The organism is Ferranicluibacter rubi, assembly GCF_011603255.1.
Lineage (GTDB): Bacteria > Pseudomonadota > Alphaproteobacteria > Rhizobiales > Rhizobiaceae > Ferranicluibacter > Ferranicluibacter rubi.
Genome location: NZ_JAANCM010000011.1, coordinates 57,966 through 79,553, shown reverse-complemented (window position 1 = coordinate 79,553; position 21,588 = coordinate 57,966). Strand labels below are relative to the sequence as shown.

Sequence of the window (21,588 nt, the reverse complement as noted above, 5' to 3'; positions counted from 1 at the left end):
GACGCTCTCACAGGCCCGGCCTCGCCAGGGCGTTGATGGCAGCGGCCGTGATGGCGCTGCCCCCGAGCCGGCCGCGGACGATGGCGAAGGGCACGCCATAGGACTGTTCGGCAAGGGCATCCTTGGATTCCGCTGCGCCGACGAAGCCGACCGGCATGCCGAGGATCGCCGCCGGCTTCGGTGCGCCGTCACGCAGCATTTCAAGGAGATGGAAGAGCGCGGTCGGCGCATTGCCGATGGCAACCACCGCGCCGCCCATCCGCTCGCCCCAGAGCCGCAGCGCGGCGGCGGACCGCGTATTACCAATCTCGCGGGCAAGCCCCGGCGTTTCCGGTTCGCGCAGGGTACAGATCACGTCGTTTCCAGCCGTCAGCCGCGCGCGCGTCACCCCGTTCACCACCATGAAGGCATCGCAGAGGATCGGGGCGCCGGCGGCCAGCGCCGTGCGCGCCGCCGTGACGAAGCCTGGCGAGAAGACGAAGTCGCGGGCCGCTTCCACCAGCCCGCAGGCGTGCACCATGCGCACGGCAACGTCGGCCTCCTCCGGCGAAAACCGCGACAGGTCGGTTTCCGCCCGGATGATGGCGAAGGAGCGTTCGTAGATGGCGTCGCCATCGCGGATGTAGTCATAAGCCGGCATGGTCAATCCCGTTGAAGCGAGCCCCTGAGAAGGCGGCGGCGATCCGCGCCGGCCCCAGCCGTTTCAGGCAGGCGGCAGCCGATTCGCCCTTCTCTATCGTCTCGGCAACCCATTGGCCAAGCGCCGTGATGGCGCAAGCGCCGTCTTCCAGCCGCTTTGTCGCAACCGGACTGTCACCGGCGCGCCCACCGACGACGATGCCGAGCCCCGGCTGGCCGTCACAGAACGCCGCAACCAGCGTGAGATCCGCAGCACGCGGCCGGGCGCAACCCTTGGCACAGCCGGACACATGCAGGTCGAGCGAGCCGTCCATCAGCGCCGGAGCGTGCGCAATCAGGTGCTCTGCGACGGCGTGCGTGTCGATACGCGCCGAGGCACAGCCACGCTGACCGGCACAGGCATCGATGCGCAACGCCGGATCGTCGGCTTCCACGACGAAGCCGAGCGCCTTGGCGAGGAGAGCAAGCGCCGACGTCTCGCGCCCGGCAGGACCGACGAAGAGAAGCGCTCTGCCAGGCGCGAGCCGCACCTCGGACAGGCCCCCGGCCATGGCGGCAAGGACCAGCTGTCGAACGGCCTGCGCTTCCATTTGTCCGAATGTCGGCGCCACCCCCAGCACGACATGCGTACCGAGATCGAACCGGCCAACCGGCGACATGGCTATGTCCCGTTTGACGAGCGACGAAGAACTGGACGGCAGCCGATCCGCCGGAAGATCGCGCGCCCGCGCGGCAGGTCCGCAGGCCGCGATGCGCCCAACGACGGACATCGCCGCTTCGATCATCTCGTCTCCCGTGCCCGCAAGACCCGTCTGCTGCCCTCCAACGAGCAGATGCCAGAGCGGTTGGCCACTGGCAGCTTGCGCCACGAGCTTGATGTCAGCCGTGACACCATCGAGATGCAGCCTCCCCCCGCCATCCACAATGATGGCCAGCTTCGGCGCAAGATGAAGGCCGCTGTCGCCGATCCGGTCGGCAAGCTCTCGGGCAAGCGGGCGTGAATTGGCCACTTCGGACGGGTCGAGCCCTGCAAGAGGCGGCATTTCCACGGCAATGCCCTCGCACGGCATGATGCCTGCACCGGCAATAGCGGCCGACAAGGGCGCAACGCTCTCCGCCCGCAGACCCCGGATCTGCAGGTTGCCTCGCGCGGTAATGTCGAGCCTGCCCGAGCCGAACGCGTCCGCCGCATCCAGAAGGGCCAGAAAAGCATCCACCGTGAAGAAGCCGGAGGCCGGCCGCAGCCGCGCAAGCAGTCCGTCGCCGGTCTGCATCGGGGCTGCCAGCGTCGGGCAGGCACCGCGACGCAGCGCCGATGGTGATCCCGTCGTCGTCCTATCCCTGTGCATTGCCATCCCGGCCATCATCATGTCGGTGCCCTTCGATCAGCCGTCATACAGCATGCGGCAAGGGCCGTGCAAATCCCGGTTCAAAGGCACGTCTTCTATGCAGCCGACGACGACGCCGGCGTGCGCAGGAGATAAATGTCCATGATCCAGCCATGCCGCGCCCGTGCCGCGGCGCGCGCCGCAACGATCGCCTCGCGCACCGCACCGAGCCGCCCGGCAATCGTGATCTCCTGCGGCAGGCCGAGATAGGCGCCCCAGAAGATTTCGGTCTCAGGGTCCTCGACCGCCAGAAACGCCTCTTCGCCATCGAGCATCACCACGACCGCTTGAGCCGTCTGCGGAAAAATCTCGGAAAGCCGGCGGCCGGGGGTGATGGTCACCGGCTGACCGATGCCATTGATGGGAATACGGTGGCGGGCCGCCAGCAGCTGCATGCTGGTGATGCCCGGCAGCACGGAAACCTCGAACGCAACGCGCCCGCCGTCGCGCACGCGCTCCAGAATACGGATCGTGCTGTCGTAGAGCATGGGATCGCCCCAGACGAGGAAGGCCCCCACTTCCCCTTCTGCCAGATGGTCGAGAAACAACCCCTCGTGGATATCGGCGATCTCGGCATGCCAGAGATCGACACCCTGCCGATAGCCGACGCCATCCGTCTGCCGCCGTGGCACGGCAAAATCGACCAGCCTTGCGCCCGCCGCTCCATGCCGGGCGATCATGCTGCGGCGGACATCGGCAAGCTCGGCCTTGTCCTCGCCCTTGGTCGGCACGAAGATCACGTCCGCATCGCCGATCGCCCGGATGGCCTCGAGCGTCAGGTGGTCGGGATGTCCCGTACCGATGCCGATCACCAGAATCCGTCGCATGGCTTCTCCTTCAAGGCACGATCACGCAGAGCATTCGCCGCGCCGCAGGGCCTGCGGCATTCTGCCCGTGCCTATAGCCCGTGGAACCGAGAAACGGGTAATGCTAAAATAAAATCGAAAATGTCCGTTCGGTGATGAAAAATTGACATCATGTTCTCTAATGTGCCCGCATCTACAAGGGCAAGAGCGACCGCAGTGGGTGGCTCACGTTCGGGATGGCAGGCGGCTGCCGGGCACTCGGGGTAACGATGACACAGACCAGACATTCAGGCGCCGAGCCGGCGCAGGCTTTGCGGGATTGCAAAGGCGCCTTCATCGGCGTCGGCGTCGCCAGCGCGCTCGTCAACGTGCTCTACCTCACCGGCTCGTTCTTCATGCTGGAGGTCTACGACCGCGTCCTGCCGAGCCGCAGCATCCCGACGCTCGTCGCGCTCTGCATTCTCGCGCTCATGCTCTACGCCTTCCAAGGCGCGTTCGAGTGGATCCGCGGCCGCATGCTCGTGCGTATCGCCGGTGCGCTGGACGAGGCGATGACCGGGCGGATCTACCGCACCGTCGTCCGCCAGCCGCTGAAGATGCGCACGGCCGGCGATGGCCTGCAGCCGCTGCGCGATTTCGATCAGGTGCGCGCCTTCCTCTCGGGCGCAGGGCCCGCCGCCTTCTTCGACCTGCCCTGGCTGCCCTTCTACATCGGTATCTGCTTCCTGTTCCATCCGGTCATCGGCATGGTCTCGGTGGTCGGCTCACTGATCCTCATCGCCCTGACCTTCCTCACCAACCGGGGAACGCAGGGCCCGTCCAAGAAGGCGTCGGAAACCGGAAACCTGCGCAATGCCTTCGCTCAGGCATCCCAGCGCAATGCCGAGGTCATGCAGTCCATGGGCATGCTCGGCCGCATGTCCACTCTCTGGGGCGAGCGCAACGATGCCTATCGCCACCACAACCTCGTCAATTCCGACGTCTCGAACGGCTACGGCGCCCTGTCGAAGGTGTCCCGCATGATCCTCCAGTCGGCGGTTCTGGCCACCGGCGCGGTGCTCGTCATCGAGGGCCTGGCGTCGCCCGGCATCATCATTGCGGGCTCCATCCTCACCGCCCGGGCGCTGGCGCCGGTGGAACTGGCGATCGGCAACTGGCGCTCCTTCGTGGCGGCACGCCAGAGCTGGAAGCGTCTCGGCGAACTCCTCACCGCCCTTCCGGAACGCGATGCACCGCTGGAACTGCCGGTGCCGCGCGAAAAGCTGACCGCAGAGGGCATTGCCGGCGGACCGCCCGGCGTTCAGCGCCTGACCTTTGCGGATGTCACCTTCACCCTGAAAAGCGGCAGTGCGCTGGGCATCATCGGGCCGAGCGCCTCCGGCAAATCCTCGCTCGCCCGCGCGCTGATCGGCATCTGGCCGACCCTGCGCGGCGCGGTGCGTCTCGATGGCGCAGCGCTCGACCAGTGGGACAGCGACCGCCTGGGCAAACATATCGGCTATTTGCCCCAGGACGTCGAACTGTTCTCCGGCACGGTGGCGCAGAACATCGCGCGTTTCGAGGAAGACGCCGCACCCGGCGCGATCGTCGAGGCCGCCAAGGCCGCCCGCGTCAACGACCTCATCCTCAAACTGCCGAACGGCTATGAAACCGAGATCGGCGATGGCGGCTCGTCCCTGTCGGCCGGTCAGCGACAGCGTGTCGCCCTTGCCCGCGCGCTTTACGGCGAGCCCTTCCTCGTCGTTCTCGACGAGCCGAACTCCAACCTCGACGCCGAAGGCGAGCAGGCGCTGAGCGAAGCGATCCTCGGCGTGCGTGCCCGCGGCGGCATCGTCATCGTCGTCGCCCACCGCCCGAGCGCGCTGGCGAGCGTCGATCTGGTGCTGATGATGAACGAGGGCCGCATGCAGGCGTTCGGGCCGAAGGACGAAGTTCTGGCGCAGATCCTGCGGCGGGAACCGCCCCGCCCCGCAGCCGGACAACCGTTCCAGCCGAATTTCCAGACACAGCTGCAGGCGCAGCCGCCCGCGCTGAAAGCCGTGGGCAATGGACAGGAAACCGCATCATGAGCACCAGCGAATCGTCCGCCGCGCTTCCCCCGGCACAGTCGCGCCGCTCCCTCTCCCGCCACATCACGGCCGTCGGCGTCATGGCGGTGGTGCTCGTCGGCGGCATCGGCGGATGGGCCGGAACGACGGAGCTTTCGAGCGCCATCGTCGCCTCCGGCACCGTCGTCGTCGAGAACAACGTCAAGAAGATCCAGCACCTGACCGGCGGCATCGTCGGCGAACTGAACGTGCGCGAGGGTGAAACCGTCGAGGCCGGGCAGGTGCTCGTGCGGCTGGATGGCACCACCGTGCGCGCCAACCTGTCGATCGTCCAGAACACGCTGGCCCAGCTCTATGCCCGCCGCGCCCGGATCCTCGCCGAGCAGGCGGGAGAAAAGACCTTCACAGTACCGAAAATCACGCAGGTCGTGCCGACGGACATGGTCTCCACCGGCTTCGAGGACAGCGAACGACGCCTCTTCGACAGCCGCCGGAGCGCGCTGGTCGGCATGAAGAACCAGCTCGCCTCCCGCAAGGCCCAGTTGAAGGACGAGATCGAGGGGCAGACGGTTCAGCTCAACGCCATCGCCGACAGCCTGACGCTGATCAGCCAGGAGCTTGAAGGCGTCGACAAGCTCTATGCCCAGGGCCTCGTCTCCATGCAGCGCGTCACCGCCCTCAAGCGCGACCGCGCCCAGCTCGAAGGCGACCGCGGCGCCCGCATCGCCGCCCGCGCGCAGGCCGCCGGCAAATCGAGCGAGATCGACCTGCAGATCCTGCAGCTGGACGAAGATCGCCGGACGGAGAACGCCAAGGACCTGACCGATGTCGAAGCGCGCATCGCGGAATATGAGGATCGTGGCGTGGCCGCCCTCGACCAGCTGAAGCGACTGGACATCCGCTCGCCGTTATCGGGCCGCGTCTCCCAGCTTGCCATCCACACCGTCGATGGCGTTGTCAATGCCGGCGAGGTCCTGATGCTCGTCGTTCCCGCCGCCGACACGCTGACGGTCGAAGCCCGCATCGCCACCAGCGATATCGACCAGATCACGCTTGGCCAGGCAGTCGAGATCCGCTTCAGCGCCTTCAACCAGCGCACCACACCCATGGTCGAGGGCGAGGTCGCCAATATCGCTCCGGACCAGGTAACCGACCAGCGCACGGGCGCAAGCTACTACCCCTTGCGCATCCGCCCGAAGCCGGAGAGCCTTAGCGCCCTCAAAGGCCTCACGCTCTATCCGGGCATGCCGGCGGAAACCTATATCAAGATCGCCGACCGCACCGTCATTTCCTATCTCGCCAAGCCGCTGACCGAGCAGATGCAGCGCACCTTCCGGGAAGACTGACAGGACGAACAGGCGCTCCCGGCTCGGGAGCGCCGTTTCCTGCAGCACCTTAACGTCGCTCTACCACTTTATACCGGTTGGATAATTCCTCCTGAAACCGATACCGGTCCCCGGAATTATGCAGTAGAGACAAGCGTGCCCGACCGGGGCATGTCCTAAGACCTGAGCGCGTCCAACACGGTCGTCGAGGCGAGCACGGCAAGACGACTGATGACATCCAAGCGCAAAGGCTATCTCTTCGTCTTCGTCGCGATCCTGATCTTCACGTTGCAGGATGCGACATCCAAGCACATGGGCGGGCTCTATCCCCCGGTCTTCATCACGATGATCCGCTACTGGGCGTTTGCGGCCTTCGTTCTCATCCTGGCGGCACGGTCGAGCGGCGGGCTGAAGGCGGCGGTGACCACGAAGCACCCCGTCCTGCAGATCGTGCGCGGGCTGCTGCTGGTGAGCCAGATCGTGCTGGTCATCGCCTCTTTCGCCAGCGTCGGGCTCGCCCATTCCCAAGCGATCTTCTCCGTCGGGCCGATCTTCGTCGCCCTTCTCTCGATCGTCATTCTCGGCGAGCGTGTCGGCTGGCGGCGCTGGACGGCGATCTTCGTCGGCCTCATCGGCGTCATCGTTATCCTGGACCCGACCGGCGACGAATCGGCCTCTCTGCTCGTAGTTCCCGTCTCCTCCGCGCTGATCTTCGCCTTCTACGTCGTCACCACCCGCCTCGTCAGCCGCGAGGATACGGCCATGACGAGCTTCTTCTACACCGGCGCTGCCGGCGCCGTGGCGATCACGCTGATCGGCCCGTTCTACTGGACATGGTTCGCCCCGGTCGATTGGCTGTGGATGGGGCTCCTCTGCATCACAGGCACATCGAGCCACTTCTTTCTGATCAAGGCCTATGAATATCTCGACGCGTCGGAAGTGCAGCCGCTGACCTACCTGCAGCTGGTCTTTGCCAGCATCATCGGCGTTTCCGTCTTCGGCGAGGTGCTCAGCGTCAACATGATCGTCGGTGCCGTCATCGTCGTCGCCGCCGGCATCTTCACCGTCTGGCGCGAAAGCGTCGTCGCCCGCCGGGCCGGCGCCGCGGGTACGCACCCGCGGGCATAATACCGGCATTCAGAGCGGCGGCAGCGCCCAGTCGATCGGCGGGCGGCCATTGGCCTCGAGAAACGCGTTCGCCTTGGAGAACGGCGCCGTGCCGAAGAAGCCGTTATGCGCCGACAGCGGTGACGGATGCGCCGAGCGCAGCACCAGATGCCGGCTTTGGTCAACGAACGCGGCCTTCTTCTGTGCATAGGAGCCCCAGAGGATGAACACCACCGGCCGAGGCTGATCGTTGACCGCCCGGATGATGGCGTCGGTGAACGTCTCCCATCCCCGCTTCTGGTGAGATGCAGCCAGAGCCCGCTCCACCGTCAGCACGCTGTTGAGAAGCAACACCCCCTGCTCCGCCCAATGCTCGAGAAAACCATGGCGCGCCAGCGGTATGCCGAGATCGTTCTGAAGTTCCTTGTAGATATTGACGAGCGACGGCGGAATGCGCACGCCGGGCCGTACGCTGAAGGACAGCCCATGTGCCTGCCCCTCGCCGTGATAGGGGTCCTGCCCGAGGATGACGACACTGACTTTTTCGAGCGGCGTCAGGTCCAAGGCCCGGAAATACTCCGACCCCTTGGGGAAGATCTGTTTCCCCGCCTGCTTCTCCGCCTGAAGGAAGCCTTTGAGCGTGCCCATGTAGGCGCTGTCGAACTCTTTCGAAAGCGCTTGTTTCCAGCTTTCCTCCAGCCTCACCGTCCCGTCCATCCTGCCGTCTCCTGCTTGTTGCCGGTCGTCCCACGAGCGGGAAACGATAGATCATCGCGCCGGCATCGCAAGAGCACTATTGCAATGTATTTCCACAAACATATCGCTGGCCAATCGCCTCGCGCACGTTATATTCCTCAAGATATTTCGATCTCTGGAGATGCTATAATGCTGACAATGCAAGGACTGAAGACGAACGTACGGGCCGTGTTGACGGCTCTCATTGTCGCAGCAGCGGCGCTGGCGACGCCGGCCATGGCCGCGGAGAAAGTGACGGTCTTTGCCGCCGCGAGCCTCAAGAACGCGCTCGATGCTGTGAACGACGCCTGGCAGCAGCAGAGCGGACATGCGGTGACGGCCTCCTATGCCGCAAGCTCGGCGCTGGCCAAGCAGATCGAAGCGGGCGCACCGGCCGATATCTTCATTTCCGCCGATCTCGCCTGGATGGACTACGTCGCAGGCAAGAAGCTGATCCGCGAGGACAGCCGCTCGACGCTTCTCGGCAACCGTCTCGTCCTCGTCGCGCCGGTTTCAGACGCCAAGCCGGTGGAGATCGGCCAGGGCTTCGACCTGAAGGCGCAGCTTGCCGGCGGCAAGCTCGCCATGGGCGCGGTGGACTCCGTGCCGGCCGGCAAATACGGCAAGGCGGCGCTGGAAAAGCTCGGCGTCTGGTCTTCGGTCGAGAAGGATGTCGCGGGAGCCGAGAACGTCCGCGCCGCCCTCCTCCTCGTCTCCAAGGGCGAGGCACCCCTCGGCATCGTCTACGAAACGGACGCTGCCGCCGACCCCTCGGTCAAGATCGTCGGCACCTTCCCGGAGAGCTCTCACCCGCCGATCGTCTATCCGATCGCGATCCTCTCGGAGAGCACCCATCCAGACGCGGCCGCTTATCTCGATTTCGTCCGCTCACCGGCCGCAAAGCCGCTTTTCGAGGCACAGGGCTTTACCGTTCTCGCCAAATAGGAAAAGGCTTCCATCCGGCCTTTAAACCGGGCCCGGCGGCGTGAAGGACATTGCGACTTTGGACTGGCTTGCGCTCAGCGATGCGGAATGGACGGCGATCCGGCTGAGCCTGAAGGTCTCAGCCGTCGCCATGCTGGCGAGCCTGCCCCTAGCGCTTCTGGCGGCGATGGCGCTGGCCCGCGGTCGGTTCTGGGGGCGCTCCCTCTTGAACGGGATCGTCCACCTGCCGCTGATCCTGCCGCCGGTCGTTACCGGTTTCCTGCTGCTCATCCTGTTCGGGCGGCGCGGTCCGGTCGGCGCGTTTCTCGAAACCTATACGGGCCTCGTCTTCTCCTTCCGCTGGACGGGCGCGGCCCTTGCCTGCGCTGTCATGGGCTTTCCTTTGATGGTGCGCAGCATCCGCCTGTCGATCGAGGCGGTGGACAGGCGGCTGGAGCAGGCGGCCGCCACGCTCGGCGCCTCGCCCGCCTGGGTCTTTGCCACCATCACCCTGCCGCTAATCCTGCCCGGCATCATCGCCGGCATGATCCTCTCCTTTGCCAAGGCCATGGGCGAGTTCGGCGCCACCATCACTTTCGTCTCCAACATTCCAGGCGAAACGCAGACGCTGTCGGCCGCTATCTACACTTTCACGCAGGTGCCGGGCGGCGATAGCGGCGCGCTCCGCCTGACGCTCGTCTCGGTGGTCCTCTCCATGGCGGCACTTCTGCTGTCGGAATGGCTGGCGACTGCCGCCGCCCGCAGGGTGTCCGGCACATGACGCTCGATGTCTCCGTGCGTCACCGGCTCGACGCCTTCTCGCTCGACATCGCCTTCTCGACGGATGGCGGCATCACTGCTCTGTTCGGCCGCTCGGGCTCAGGCAAGACCTCGCTCATCCGCATCCTCGCCGGCCTGATCCGCCCTGACGAGGGTTATGTGCGGCTCGATGGCGAAACGATCCTCGACACGACAAGCCGGACCGTCACGCCACCGCACCGCCGGCGCTTCGGGACGGTCTTTCAGGAGGGCCGCTTGTTTCCGCACCTCAGCGTGCGGCAGAACCTGCTCTACGGCCGCTGGTTTTCCAAAGCCCCTGTCGGCACCGGCGACATCGAGCGCATCGTCGACCTTCTCGGTATCGCCCCGCTGCTCGCCCGCCCCACGGCCAATCTCTCCGGCGGTGAAAAGCAGCGCGTGGCGATCGGCCGGGCGCTTCTGGCACGCCCACGCCTTCTCCTGATGGACGAACCGCTTGCCGCCCTCGACGACGCGCGCAAGGCCGAAATCCTGCCCTATCTCAAGCGTCTGCGCGACGAGACGGACATCCCCATCCTCTATGTCAGCCATTCCGTCACGGAGGTAACCCAGCTCGCCGATCGCGTGCTGATGATCGAAAACGGCCGGCTGACCGCAAGCGGCACCGCGTCGGAGATGCTCAGCCTGCCCGGATCGAGCGCGGCGATCAGCCGCCGCGAGGCGGGAACCGTGATCGAGGCGAGGGTTGCACCACACCAGCCCGATCCCCGCATCGTCAAGGTCGCCGCTGGCGGCCTGACATTCTGGCTGGTCGGCACCGAGCGGCTACCCGGACAGCGTCTGCGCCTGCGGACCGCCGCCCGCGACATCATGCTCGCCACGAAGAGGCCTGAAGGCTTGAGCGCGCTGAACATCATCGAAGGGGTCATCACCGGCATGGAGCCGTCCGGTCGGGATCAGGTCGATGTCGCGCTCGACTGTGCCGGCACGCGGCTGACCGCGCGCATCACCAGCGTCTCCGCCGATATGCTGGGCCTTGCACCCGGAATGCCGGTCCATGCCGTGATCAAGACGGTGGCGCTGGATCCCTGAAAGCATGTCGCCCGAAAGAAAGGGTGGAGCGGTTTCGGGAAAACGACATGCCTCAAGACGAGGCGCGATGCGCCTCAAGCCATACGATATCGTCCGACATGGCCGCCAGAGCCTTTTCCTCCATGGCCCGGAACCGGGCGATCAGCGCTTCGCCGAACGGTGTCACCACCGCGCCGCCGCCCTGCTTGCCGCCGCGCTGCGAGGTGACCGAATCCTCCTCGAACATTGCGTTCAAGGCACTGACCAGCAGCCAGGCGCGGCGATAGCTCATGTCCATGGCACGGCCCGCAGCCGAGATCGACCCCGTCTCGCGGATATGTTCGAGAAGCGCGATCTTGCCGCGCCCCAGCCGCTCGGGCCCCGACGGGCCGGGCAGATCGAGCCGGATAACCAGCCGTGGCGGCGATGTCTGGACCATAGTGTCATCCGGATGAGCAAGCGGAGCGGGAACGGAGGTCATGCCCTCCTCACCCCGCATGGGAGCGTGAAGCGACCGCGCCTGTCAACCCGCCATCGCGAGCGAAAAAGCCTCAGCCCATCCGCTCGGACGCGTAGGAGCCCGGGCTTGCTGGAAACACGATGGTGCGGTTGCCGTTCATGAAGACGCGGTGGTGGATATGGGCATGCACGGCGCGGGCGAGAACCTGGCTTTCCACATCGCGGCCGATGGAGACGTAATCGTCGGGCGACTGCGCATGGGTGATGCGGGCAATGTCCTGCTCGATGATCGGGCCCTCGTCGAGATCCGCGGTGACGTAGTGCGCCGTCGCGCCGATGAGCTTCACGCCGCGCTCATAGGCCTGCTTGTAGGGGTTTGCACCCTTGAAGCTCGGCAGGAAGGAGTGGTGGATATTGATGATGCGGCCCGACATCTTCTTGCAGACGGCATCCGAAAGAACCTGCATGTAGCGGGCCAGCACGATCAGCTCCGCATTCGACTGCTCGACGATCTCCATCAGCCGCGCCTCGGCCTCGAGCTTGTTCTCCTTCGTCACTTTGATGTGATGGAAGGGAATGTCGTGATTGACGACCACCTTCTGGTACTCGAAGTGGTTGGACACCACACCGACGATCTCGACCGGCAGCGCGCCGATCTTCCAACGGTAGAGAAGATCGTTGAGACAATGTCCGAAACGCGACACCATCAGCAGTACCTTCATGCGCTTTGCAGAGTCGTGGATCTGCCACGTCATGGCGAAGGTCTCGGCGATGGCCACGAACCCGTCCTGGATCGCAGCCTCGGTGACGCCTTCCTCGGAAATGAAGCTGACCCGCATGAAGAAGAGACCGGTCTGGAGATCGTCGAACTGCGAACTATCAACGATATTGCAGCCTTGCGTGGTCAGATAGCCGGAAATGGCAGCCACGATGCCGCGGGTGGATTTGCAGCTGACGGTCAGCACATAGCTCTTCATGGGGTTTGTCTCTCGCCTTCGCAGATCGCCGCGGACGCAATCGTCCGGCAGGCTGCAAGCTACCGTGCTTGCGAACCCTCCGTCCATCCGCTTCGCGACATCCGCTAGCAGGAACCGGCCATCCGGTCACTACCGCGTCGTCGCCATGGCGCTTCCAGCCAACCGGCTTTCCCCCCGGCGGCGCAGATGCATCGTCCGAATCCTGTTAACATCCCGGTTACCCTTCCGAGCACATGCCCGGATCTCTGCAGCATCCATTAGTCTTTGCCCGCTACATCTGCCCGCTGAACGACCATCCGCGTCCAAAAGCGAGGCTGTGTCCTGTTCGGTGACGGCAATGACCCGGGAAGACCCTATGTCCACGGAAAAGCCCAAACGGCAATTATCGGTGAATTTCGCCATTAACGTTGCGGGAGCGATCGCGCCGATCGTGATCGCGCTCGTGACGGTGCCCATTCTCGTGCGCCATATCGGCGACGCCCGCTACGGCGTCATGTCGATCGTCTGGGTCCTGCTCGGCTATCTCGGCTTCCTCGATCTCGGCCTGTCGCGGGCCTCGACGAATGCCCTGTCGCGCCTGCCGTTTTCCGCAAAGCAGGAACGCTCCGAGATCGTCGCGACCTCTTTCCTTCTCAATATGGCACTGGCGAGCCTCGGCGCCATACTGCTCTATTTCGCGGGCAATTTCCTCCTACTCACCGTCTTCACCGTACCGCCGGAACTCGAAGCCGAAATCGCGGCCGCCCTGCCGTTCATCGCCTGTCTTTTGCCGCTCGCACTCATTTCCGGTTTCTCCATCGGCATCCTCGAATCGCGCGAGCGCTTCCTGCTCGCCAATGCGCTGCAGATCGGCGGCATGATCGTCGGGCAGATCGTGCCCGTCCTCTGCGCCATATTCATCTCGCCCGATCTCTCGGTCATCATTCCCGCCGCCGCCCTCTCCCGCGCGGCCTCCGTCGTCGTGGCGACGCTGATCGCGCTCTATACCGAGCAGGGCTTCCGTTTCGACCGGTTCCGGTTCGCCAAGGTCCGCTCGCTGATGAACTACGGCGGCTGGATCACGCTCTCCTCCATCGTCCTGCCGGTTCTCAACACGCTCGATCAGATCGTCATCGGCAAGACGCTCGGCGTCAGCGCCGTCACCTACTATTCCGTGCCGATGAACCTCGTGATGCGCAGCCAGGTCTTCACCAGCTCGCTCGCCCGCACGCTGTTTCCCCGGCTGTCGAGCCTGCCACGCGCGGAAGCCATCGCCATTTCCGAACGCGCGATGATGGTGAGCGGCATTCTTTATGCCGGGCTTTGCGCGGCCGGCATCCTTCTCATGCGGCCGTTCCTCGACCTGTGGATGGGACCGCCCTTCACGGCGATCGCCGGCACCGTCGCCATCGTCCTGCTCATGGGCAGCTGGCCGAATGCCCTGACCTTCGCCCCCTACACTCTTTTGCAGGGGCAAGGCCGCCCCGACATGACGGCGAAGATCCATGTGGCGCAGATGGTGCCCTATGTCCTCCTGCTGCTGGTCCTGACGCACCAGTTCGGCATCCTCGGTGCCGCCATCGCCTTCCTCTGCCGCGGCTATCTCGATTGCAGCCTGCTCATTCTCTTCTCCCAGATGCCCCGGCGCATTTTTCGCGCACTTTTCCCCTCCGCCGTTCTGGTCGTGGCGGCAGGTGTGCTCCAGTTTTTCCTTGCGGCCTCGACCGTCGCTCTTCTCGCGGCCGCCTGCTTCAGCATGCTTATCTCCATCGCACTCCTGCGTTTTCAGGAACGGGCGATCTTCGATGAAACCCTGTCGGTCGCAAGAGGCGCATGGAACCGCCGGGGATCGCGCGGTGGCGAGGGCTCCGTCACGACGAACCCATCGACCGTCGGACGCACGTTTCCGCCGGCGGTCGCCGCACCAAAGACGATCGAGAATCAAGGAGCCTGAGGTGGGCAAGCAGGAGCGGAAGGACATGACGTCGCAAGCGCAAAAGCCGCTGATCGTTCAGGTCGTGCGGCAGTTCCTGCCCAATCGCGGCGGCCTGGAAGACGTGGTCGCCAATCTCTGCCATTCGCTCCCCGAACGTGGCTTTCGCGTGCGCGTCGTTACCTGCGACAGCCTCTTCTCCGAGCCGGAACGGGGACGCCTGCCCGTCGAGGAGGTCATCGACGGCATCGAGATCGTCCGCATTCCCTGGCGCGGCTCCACGCGCTATCCCGTGGCACCTGCCGTCTTCCGGCATCTGCGCGACGCCGATCTCGTCCATGTCCACGCCATCGACTTCTTCTTCGATGCCCTGTCCTGGGGACGCCTCCTTCACCGTCGCCCGATGGTCGCGACGACCCATGGCGGCTTCTTCCACACCAAGGCCTTTTCGGCCCTGAAGGCGACGTGGTTCAACAGCGTCACGCGCGTATCCGCCCAGGGTTACGCCAACATCATCGGCTGCAGCGAGGCGGATGTGCGCACCTTCCAGCCGATCGCCCGCGACCGCGTTCGCCTGATCGAGAACGGCGTCGATATCGGCAAATTCGAAGACGCCGCCAGTAAAGTGCCGGCACGCCGGCTCGTTACCATCGGCCGCTTCTCCTCCAACAAGCGGCTGCCCCTGCTGATCGCGCTGACGGCCGCCCTGAAGGCCCGCCATCCCGACTGGAGCCTCGACATCATCGGCGTTCCCTCCGACCTCACGGTGGATATGCTGCAGGCCGAGGCCCGCAAGCAGGGAGTCGAGGCGGCCGTGACCGTCCACAAGGGCCTGACCAATCCCGAAATCCACCATCGCCTCGCCGAGGTATCCCTGTTCGTATCAGCGTCCGACTATGAAGGCTTCGGCCTCGTGGCCGTCGAGGCGATGAGCGCAGGGCTGCTTCCGGTGCTCAATGCCAACGCCGCCTTCGTCGATCTCGCGGGCCGGCATCCCGCGCTGTCGCTCTGTGATTTTGCCGACATCGCTGCAACAGCCGATAGGGTGGAAGCCGCCTATGTGCGCCTTGAGGCCCAGGGGCCTGCGCTCCGGGCCGATCTGATGTCGGCAGCCCACGCCTATGGCTGGAGCGCCGTAGCGGACCGTTACTGCGACGTCTATCGCTCGGTTCTCGGCCTTGCCTCCGTGTCGCCCCCCGCTATGTCGTTCGACACGACCGCCCCTGCCCGATGAGGACCGACACCATGCAACCGACACGTTCTCTCGCCGGACGCGCCGCCCGTCTTGTCGCGCTGGCGGCCTGTCTTTCCACCGGCGTCCAGCCGGCACTCGCCGGCTGCTTCAATGGCATCAATCTCGCCGGCGCAGAGTTCGGCACCATGCCCGGCGTGTTCGGCAAGGAATATACCTACCCCTCCCAGGAAACGATCGACTACTTCGCCGGCAAGGGCTTCAACACCGTCCGCCTCCCCTTTCGCTGGGAGCGAATCCAGCGCAGGCTGAACGGCCCACTCGACCGGGAGGAGCTTGCCCGTCTGAAAGAAAGCGTCGCGGCCATGCGCGCGCACGGCCAGACCGTCATTCTCGACCTCCACAATTTCGCCCGCTATAACGAGAAGATCATCGGCACGAAGGACGTGCCGGACGCAGCGCTCGCCGATGTCTGGGCGCGTTTGGCCAAGGTCTTCGCCAACCAGAAGGGCGTGGTTTTCGGGCTGATGAACGAACCGTTCGACATGCCCCCCACCGCCTGGCTGCCGCCGGCCAATGCCGCGATCGCCGCGATCCGCAAGACGGGTGCGAAGAACCTCGTGCTGGTGCCCGGCGTCTCCTGGACGGGCGCGCACAGCTGGCAGGCCGATATCGAGGGCTCTTCCAATGCCTCCACTATGATCGACGTCAAGGATACGGCAAACAACCTCGCCTTCGAGGTGCACCAGTATCTCGACAGCGATTTCTCCGGCACCAACGACGATTGCCCGCGTGGCGACGATGCGGCCGCCGCGCTTCGCGCCATGACCGACTGGTTCCGGGCCAACAAGACACGCGGCTTCCTCGGCGAGTTCGGGGGATCGGCGACATCGGACTGCATGATCGGGCTCGCCCGCATGGTCGATGTGATGGCAGAAGCAAACGACGTCTGGATCGGCTGGACCTACTGGGCCGCCGGCGACTGGTGGTCGCCCGACGAACCCCTCAACATTCAACCGACGGACACCGGCGACAGGCTGCAGCTGAAAGCCCTGACGACGCGCAAGCTCGCCCGCGAGGAAGACGCCTGCCCGGCCTTAGACGCGGTCAGGTCGCGCTGAGGCTGCTGCCACCCGTCACTGCGGGCCGCGGGTCTCGCGGCTTGCGACCGAGCGCCGCATCGTCGAGCACCGAAATGGTGCCGAACAGGAACCACAGCAGTCCCGCGGTCTTGATGGAGTAGCCGCTGTCGCTGATGATCATCAGCAGCAGCAGATAGACGATGACCATGCCGTGGAAAGTGCGGGCCTTCACGCTGTTGAGCGGCGCGAAGACGAGCAGGCCCCATAGCCCCATGAAGCCGAACAGGCCGAACTTCGTCAGCGTATAGGCAAGCCCCGAATCCGCCGTGAACTGCGTCGTCGTCTGGGCGCCGAACACCACGCGTAGGTCGAGCGAGGTGAGGAGATGCGCCGTCACCTGAAACCGCCCGCCGATATCGTTCGGCCCGCCCTGCGTTCCCGACTGGATGCCGTAATAGGCGAGCACCGACAGCATGATGAACGGCAGCACGTACCAGGCCAAGCGCGGCATGAAGCGGTAGACCGGCAGAAGCAGCGTCATCAGGATGCAGGTATAGAGCCCGAACCGCGCATCGCCGAGCGCGATGACCGTAAGGGCGAGAAAGAGCGTCACGAAGCGCAGGCGCATGGTCGGCCGGAAGAGGCACCAGCCATAGACGATCGCCCCGAAATTGCCGACGGAAACCGGCTCCAGAAAGACCGAAGACACGCGGTGCATGCCGAGAAACGGCAGAATGGTGCGTGCGCTCGGCCGCATGCCGCTGATGAAGAGGCCGGTCGTCTGCCCGTAGAGCTGATCGACGGTGACGCTGCCGCGGGCGAGATAATAACCGATGACGTTGAAGAAGGAGATGTAGACGTCGAGCGCCATGTACTCGAACAGGCCGACAGCCACCACGATAGCCGAGGAGATGAAGACCAGCCGATCCGCCAGCTTCAAGTCCTGCAGCGTCCGGCCGGCGAAATAGAATCCGATGGGGATGAGGATGTCGCGCACGGCCTTGAGGTCCGGTGCGCCGCGCATGGTGAAGAGGAAGATCATGTAGGAGATATAGACGGCCAGCAGCATGTAGGGTGCCGTGCGCCACCCGAGCGCCACGATGAAGACGCAGCCGACCAGCACCATTTCCGACATCATCACATGCCCGTCGGAGACCCGCATCACCCGTGTGTTGACGAGGCAGAGAAGCGCGTTGAAGACGAGGCCGCCGATGACGCTGAAGGCCGCAAGCCGCGTGTAGAGCCCCCGCCAGGCGTCGTCATTCTTGGCCGCGAGACCGCCGACCGGCAGGGCATATCGCGCGGACACGTCCTGAATAACGCTCATCAGGCGACCGCCTCAACGATCACGACGCCGACGAGTTTGGTTCTCCAGGGGCCGAGCGTCTGTGCGAGATCCTTGAGGTCGGCGCGACCCACCCGGCCGGGCCGGATGACGATGGCGATCGCGTCGCTATCCTTCACGAAGGCCATCAACCGCGCGGCATTCTCTTCGCCGGTCGCATCGACCACGGAAAAGTCGGCGGGTGCCGGCTTGACTGCCGCCGACAGGAGCGAGCCGGAAGCGCGGCTGCGCTGCCGCGGCATGGCATGGCGATCGAGACGGCGGTAACTGACGCTTTCAAAAGCAGGGACACCGCCCATCTGCATGCGCTTCAGCGTGCCGGCCAGCAGAGACGAGGCAGGCACGGATGCCGCTGCGATATCGACGGCCGCACCTGTATCGGCCAGCGCGAGCGCGATGTCGCCCACCAGCGTTTCATCCGGCTTTTCCATGCCGGGCGAAAGAAACACGATCCGGGCCGGCAGGGCCGCAACGGCATCGGTCAGCACATAGGCCGAGCGCGTGACGCCCGCCTCGCGTTGGCGTTCTGCGGCATGCGACCGTGCAGCCGCCTTGCCGGAAAACGGCAGGCGGCGCTTCATCCGCGCGACGAGACCGACGTTGCGCCGCGAACGCCCGGAAGGCCAGCCATCGTCCGGCACATCCGATGTTCCCCGCGTCTGCCGAGCCGCGATCCGCGCGATGACGGGAACGCCGAGCGTATCGACGATCTGCCGGTCGGAGGTCACCCGCCCGTCGAGCAGGTCCAGCCCGACGGCGATGGCCGATCCGGCCGCCGCCCCGAACAGGACGCCGGCGATGGCGACCAGCAGGGCGGAGGCGCGCGTCGTCTTTATCGGCGGCAGGGCCTCCGAGATGATGCGGGAATTGCCCGAACCGATATCGTACTGGCGGCTCAACTCCTCCGAGCGCGTGACGAATGAGGTGTAGACGCCGCGGATCGCATCGGCCTCGCTCTGCAGTTGCGCAAGGGTCGTGCGCGCATCGCCGCTGTCGCCATTGGCGTTGCGAAGCGCGGCGAAGCGCGTTTCGAGCGCCGCGACATTGGCCTTGCTGCGCTCATAGGTATTGCGCACCGAGTCCTGAACCCGCTTCAATTCCGACTCCAGCGCCCGCCGCATGCTTTCGGCCTGCGCCTGCGCGGTCTGGAGCTGCGGATGGCGGCTGCCGAGACTGGTCTGCAGCTCCGCCAGCCGGTCGAGCGTCTGCGCATAGCGCGTGCGCAACGTCGTCACCGACGTCTGCTGCAGCGCTTCGGGGATCGCGCCCGAGGCGAGATCGCCCGTCGTCAACGTGCGAACCTGATTGTAATTGATCTGCTGCTGCTCGAGGGCGGCGCGGGCACTGCCGAGCTGCTGCGTCACAGCCTCGAGTTGCTGGTCGGTCACGAGGCCCTTCTCGCCGGTGCTGATCAGACCGTTCTGCGTGCGGAACTTGACGACCTTGTCTTCGGCTTCGAGCAACCGCTTGCGCAGCTCTTCGGCCTCGACCTGAAGGCTCATGCTGGCCTTGAGGCTCTTGTCGGACCCGATCTTGTTCGCCTTTTCCAGGTAGATCGCAGAGACGGTATTGGCGATCTCGGCCGCGCGCGCCGCGTTCGGATGCTGAGCCGTGATGGTGAAGACCAGCGACTGGTCGGCGCGCGCGATAATGAGGTTCTGCGCGAGCGTCGCTGCGGCGCCCGCCGCTGCCGCCTCTTCCGAAACGGGGAGCGACGGCGACCGGCCGAGAAGCCGGCCGATCAGACCCACCTTTGCCTGAAAGAAAGGATCCTCCTGCAATGCGAGCTTGCGCGCAGCCTCGGAGAGAACGCTGAAGGATTGCATGACATAGATCTGGCTGTCGATCGCCTGCTGCGCCTGCGCCGGTGCGGCGGTATCGCCGGCGGACTGGCCGACGGCGGCAAGCCGCTCGGGGTCGAGCAGGATCTGGGTGGAGGCACGGAACACGGCCGGCTGGCTGAGAACGAAGGCAAACCCCAGGCCACCGAAGATCAGCGCCGTCACGATGACGATGCCGATGCGGCGCATCACGATCGACGGAAGTTGAAAGACGTCGATGTCCATAGGGCTTCCATATCCACGCCAGGTTGTTTTGTCCGCGCTCACATCTCGGCTCGGCGGGTTCGGACAATGACCTGCAGCCCGCACGAGGTTCTCGATCCGAAGAATTGACAGCTTATGGTTAACAACCCCTGAACGTCGTGACTTACATTGATGCGAAGCACAGCATTTGCAGGGACTTAAGGACGGACGTCCCGGGCGTCGGGCCATATCAGGCGTGGCTTGAGGAAACTTTAGCTATATTCCTTAGCCCGTTTTTAGCCTGCAACCGCTATCCCTGCGTCATCAGAGCCACAGGCCCCGCGCTGCAAAGGAGTGACGCCGTGAAGACCCAGATCCGTGAGATGCTTGCCCAATATGCCTCCCTGCCTTCGGCAGCCGGTCTGGACGACGATGCGGACCTCTATGCGGCCGGCATGTCGTCGCATGGCTCGGTGCAGCTGATGCTGGCGCTCGAAGACACTTTTGACGTCGAGTTTCCCGACAACCTGCTCAACCGCAAGTCCTTCTCCACGATCGCTATCATCGAGCAGACGGTCAACCAGCTGGTGGCCGGGAAAGAAGCCGCCTGATGGACGTCGCCCTCAACGCTCAAGGGTCGACGCTGCTGGAGCGCGCCCGCCGCGTGGCCGGCATCGCCGGCCAGCACGCCGACGACGTGGACCGCAATGCCCGCTTCCCGCGTGAAGCGGCGGATGCCCTGATCTCGGAACGACTGCTGTCGATCCAGATCCCCGTCACCCTGGGCGGAGAGGGCGCGACGACCGCGCAGATCGCGGAAGTCTGCACCGTTCTCGGCCAGGCCTGCTCCGCCTCCGCCATGGTCTTTGCCATGCACCACATCAAGCTGTCGAGCCTCGTGTCCCACGGCATCGACAGCCCCTGGCACCAGAGCTTCATGCGCCGCATCGTCGACGAGCAGCTCCTCATCGCCTCGGCGACGACGGAAGGCGGCATCGGCGGCAATATGCGCAACTCGATCTGCGCCATCGAGATCAATGGCGACACCTGCCGGCTCCAGAAGGATGCGACCGTCATTTCCTATGGCCGCCACGCCGATGCGATCCTCATCACCTCCCGCGCCCATCCGGATGCCGTGACGACCGACCAGGTCATGACCGTGTTCACGAAGGACCAGTACACGCTGGAGCGCACCAACGAATGGGACACGCTCGGCATGCGCGGCACCTGTTCGGAAGGCTATCTCTTCAAGGGCGAAGCCCCGAAGGAGCAGATCCTGCCCAAGCCCTTCGCGGAAATCGCGGCACAGTCGATGCTGGCAAGCTCGCACCTGCTCTGGGGCGGCGTCTGGTACGGTATCGCGGTCAATGCGATGACCCGCGCCCAGGCGTTCGTGCGCGCCGCAGCCCGCAAGAGCCCCGGCCAGACACCGCCCGGCGCACTGCACCTCGCGGAAGCCTCCAGCCTCCTGCAACAGGTCCGCGCCAACGTCACGGCCGGCCTTGCCCGCTATGAGTCAGCCCTTGCCGAGCCGGAACTGCTCTCCTCCATGGGCTTCTCCGTCGCGATGAACAACGTGAAGATCGCGGTCTCCCGGACCGTGCCCGAGATCATCGACCACGCCATGCAGATCACCGGCATCATGGGCTACAAGAACGGCACCCCGTTCTCGCTCGGACGCCACCTGCGCGACGCCCAGTCGGCGCAGCTGATGATCTCCAACGACCGCATTCTCGCCAATACGTCGAACATGCTTCTCGTGAACAAGATTGAAACCAACCTTCTGGGGTAACCG

Annotated in this window: 19 protein-coding genes; 11 read left to right on the top strand and 8 right to left on the bottom strand. The window is 65.0% G+C overall.

What is annotated here, in order from left to right; all coding sequences use genetic code 11:
* Window positions 1–7: 7 nt before the first annotated feature.
* From G8E10_RS19410 to cobF, 3 genes are all read right to left on the bottom strand, one after another.
* Complete coding sequence (locus G8E10_RS19410) at window positions 8–640, bottom strand: precorrin-8X methylmutase (RefSeq protein WP_132665185.1); 633 nt, start codon at window positions 638–640, stop codon at window positions 8–10.
* Window positions 627–1,994 carry a precorrin-3B synthase gene (cobG, locus tag G8E10_RS19405; protein WP_167130379.1) on the bottom strand — a complete coding sequence of 456 codons (1,368 nt, stop codon included), beginning with the start codon at window positions 1,992–1,994 and terminating at the stop codon, window positions 627–629. The genes G8E10_RS19410 and cobG overlap by 14 nt, the downstream gene beginning before the upstream one ends.
* Window positions 1,995–2,083: 89 nt before the next feature.
* Entirely contained in the window at window positions 2,084–2,854 is a 771-nt protein-coding gene (gene cobF, locus G8E10_RS19400) for a precorrin-6A synthase (deacetylating) (RefSeq protein WP_167130378.1), read from the bottom strand.
* 248 nt (window positions 2,855–3,102) lie between these two features.
* Here cobF and G8E10_RS19395 point away from each other — a divergent pair, with 248 nt between their 5' ends.
* The 3 genes from G8E10_RS19395 to G8E10_RS19385 all read left to right on the top strand — a co-directional run bounded on the left by G8E10_RS19395 (window position 3,103) and on the right by G8E10_RS19385 (window position 7,334).
* Window positions 3,103–4,902, top strand: coding sequence for a type I secretion system permease/ATPase (locus tag G8E10_RS19395; protein WP_110800956.1), 1,800 nt, complete (start codon window positions 3,103–3,105; stop codon window positions 4,900–4,902).
* Window positions 4,899–6,227, top strand: coding sequence for an HlyD family type I secretion periplasmic adaptor subunit (locus tag G8E10_RS19390; RefSeq protein ID WP_167130377.1), 1,329 nt, complete (start codon window positions 4,899–4,901; stop codon window positions 6,225–6,227). Before G8E10_RS19395 ends, G8E10_RS19390 begins: the two co-directional genes overlap by 4 nt.
* Window positions 6,228–6,437: 210 nt before the next feature.
* A complete protein-coding gene (locus G8E10_RS19385) occupies window positions 6,438–7,334 on the top strand; it encodes a DMT family transporter (protein WP_132665181.1) in 897 nt (298 codons plus the stop codon).
* A gap of 9 nt (window positions 7,335–7,343) precedes the next feature.
* On the opposite strand, the gene ung is transcribed toward G8E10_RS19385, so the two are convergent.
* Complete coding sequence (gene ung, locus G8E10_RS19380) at window positions 7,344–8,030, bottom strand: uracil-DNA glycosylase (protein WP_167130376.1); 687 nt, start codon at window positions 8,028–8,030, stop codon at window positions 7,344–7,346.
* A 168-nt stretch (window positions 8,031–8,198) separates the two neighbouring features.
* On the opposite strand from ung, the gene modA reads away from it, so the two are divergent.
* Genes modA through modC form a run of 3 tightly spaced genes read left to right on the top strand, consistent with a single transcriptional unit; the run spans window position 8,199 to window position 10,823 of the window.
* Window positions 8,199–8,993, top strand: a complete 795-nt coding sequence (modA, locus tag G8E10_RS19375) for a molybdate ABC transporter substrate-binding protein (protein ID WP_167130375.1) — start codon at window positions 8,199–8,201, stop codon at window positions 8,991–8,993.
* Window positions 8,994–9,051: 58 nt separating this feature from the next.
* Entirely contained in the window at window positions 9,052–9,753 is a 702-nt protein-coding gene (gene modB, locus G8E10_RS19370; RefSeq protein WP_167130374.1) for a molybdate ABC transporter permease subunit, read from the top strand.
* A complete protein-coding gene (gene modC, locus G8E10_RS19365) occupies window positions 9,750–10,823 on the top strand; it encodes a molybdenum ABC transporter ATP-binding protein (RefSeq protein ID WP_167130373.1) in 1,074 nt (357 codons plus the stop codon). The genes modB and modC overlap by 4 nt, the downstream gene beginning before the upstream one ends.
* Window positions 10,824–10,875: 52 nt before the next feature.
* Here the strand turns inward: modC and G8E10_RS19360 are convergent, their stop codons facing one another.
* Both G8E10_RS19360 and purU read right to left on the bottom strand, forming a co-directional pair.
* Window positions 10,876–11,241, bottom strand: coding sequence for a winged helix-turn-helix domain-containing protein (locus G8E10_RS19360; protein ID WP_167130434.1), 366 nt, complete (start codon window positions 11,239–11,241; stop codon window positions 10,876–10,878).
* A 112-nt stretch (window positions 11,242–11,353) separates the two neighbouring features.
* Window positions 11,354–12,238 (bottom strand): formyltetrahydrofolate deformylase, encoded by an 885-nt coding sequence (gene purU, locus G8E10_RS19355; protein WP_132665177.1) that lies wholly within the window; start codon window positions 12,236–12,238, stop codon window positions 11,354–11,356.
* Window positions 12,239–12,593: 355 nt separating this feature from the next.
* Here purU and G8E10_RS19350 point away from each other — a divergent pair, with 355 nt between their 5' ends.
* Genes G8E10_RS19350 through G8E10_RS19340 form a run of 3 tightly spaced genes read left to right on the top strand, consistent with a single transcriptional unit; the run spans window position 12,594 to window position 16,463 of the window.
* Window positions 12,594–14,171 (top strand): flippase, encoded by a 1,578-nt coding sequence (locus tag G8E10_RS19350; protein WP_167130372.1) that lies wholly within the window; start codon window positions 12,594–12,596, stop codon window positions 14,169–14,171.
* Between the two features lie 25 nt (window positions 14,172–14,196).
* Window positions 14,197–15,384 carry a glycosyltransferase family 4 protein gene (locus tag G8E10_RS19345; RefSeq protein WP_167130371.1) on the top strand — a complete coding sequence of 396 codons (1,188 nt, stop codon included), beginning with the start codon at window positions 14,197–14,199 and terminating at the stop codon, window positions 15,382–15,384.
* An 11-nt stretch (window positions 15,385–15,395) separates the two neighbouring features.
* Window positions 15,396–16,463 carry a glycoside hydrolase family 5 protein gene (locus G8E10_RS19340; RefSeq protein ID WP_167130370.1) on the top strand — a complete coding sequence of 356 codons (1,068 nt, stop codon included), beginning with the start codon at window positions 15,396–15,398 and terminating at the stop codon, window positions 16,461–16,463.
* Here the strand turns inward: G8E10_RS19340 and G8E10_RS19335 are convergent.
* Together G8E10_RS19335 and G8E10_RS19330 are read right to left on the bottom strand one after the other, a co-directional pair.
* Window positions 16,450–17,751, bottom strand: a complete 1,302-nt coding sequence (locus G8E10_RS19335; protein WP_167130369.1) for a UDP-phosphate alpha N-acetylglucosaminyltransferase — start codon at window positions 17,749–17,751, stop codon at window positions 16,450–16,452. The two genes, G8E10_RS19340 and G8E10_RS19335, sit on opposite strands and share 14 nt — an antisense overlap.
* On the bottom strand, window positions 17,751–19,835 hold the full coding sequence (locus G8E10_RS19330) for a GumC family protein (protein ID WP_165916999.1): 2,085 nt from the start codon (window positions 19,833–19,835) through the stop codon (window positions 17,751–17,753). Before G8E10_RS19330 ends, G8E10_RS19335 begins: the two co-directional genes overlap by 1 nt.
* Window positions 19,836–20,155: 320 nt before the next feature.
* Here G8E10_RS19330 and G8E10_RS19325 point away from each other — a divergent pair, with 320 nt between their 5' ends.
* Both G8E10_RS19325 and G8E10_RS19320 read left to right on the top strand, forming a co-directional pair.
* Complete coding sequence (locus G8E10_RS19325) at window positions 20,156–20,404, top strand: acyl carrier protein (RefSeq protein WP_092930570.1); 249 nt, start codon at window positions 20,156–20,158, stop codon at window positions 20,402–20,404.
* Window positions 20,404–21,585 carry an acyl-CoA dehydrogenase family protein gene (locus G8E10_RS19320; protein WP_167130368.1) on the top strand — a complete coding sequence of 394 codons (1,182 nt, stop codon included), beginning with the start codon at window positions 20,404–20,406 and terminating at the stop codon, window positions 21,583–21,585. The genes G8E10_RS19325 and G8E10_RS19320 overlap by 1 nt, the downstream gene beginning before the upstream one ends.
* Window positions 21,586–21,588 lie beyond the last annotated feature (3 nt).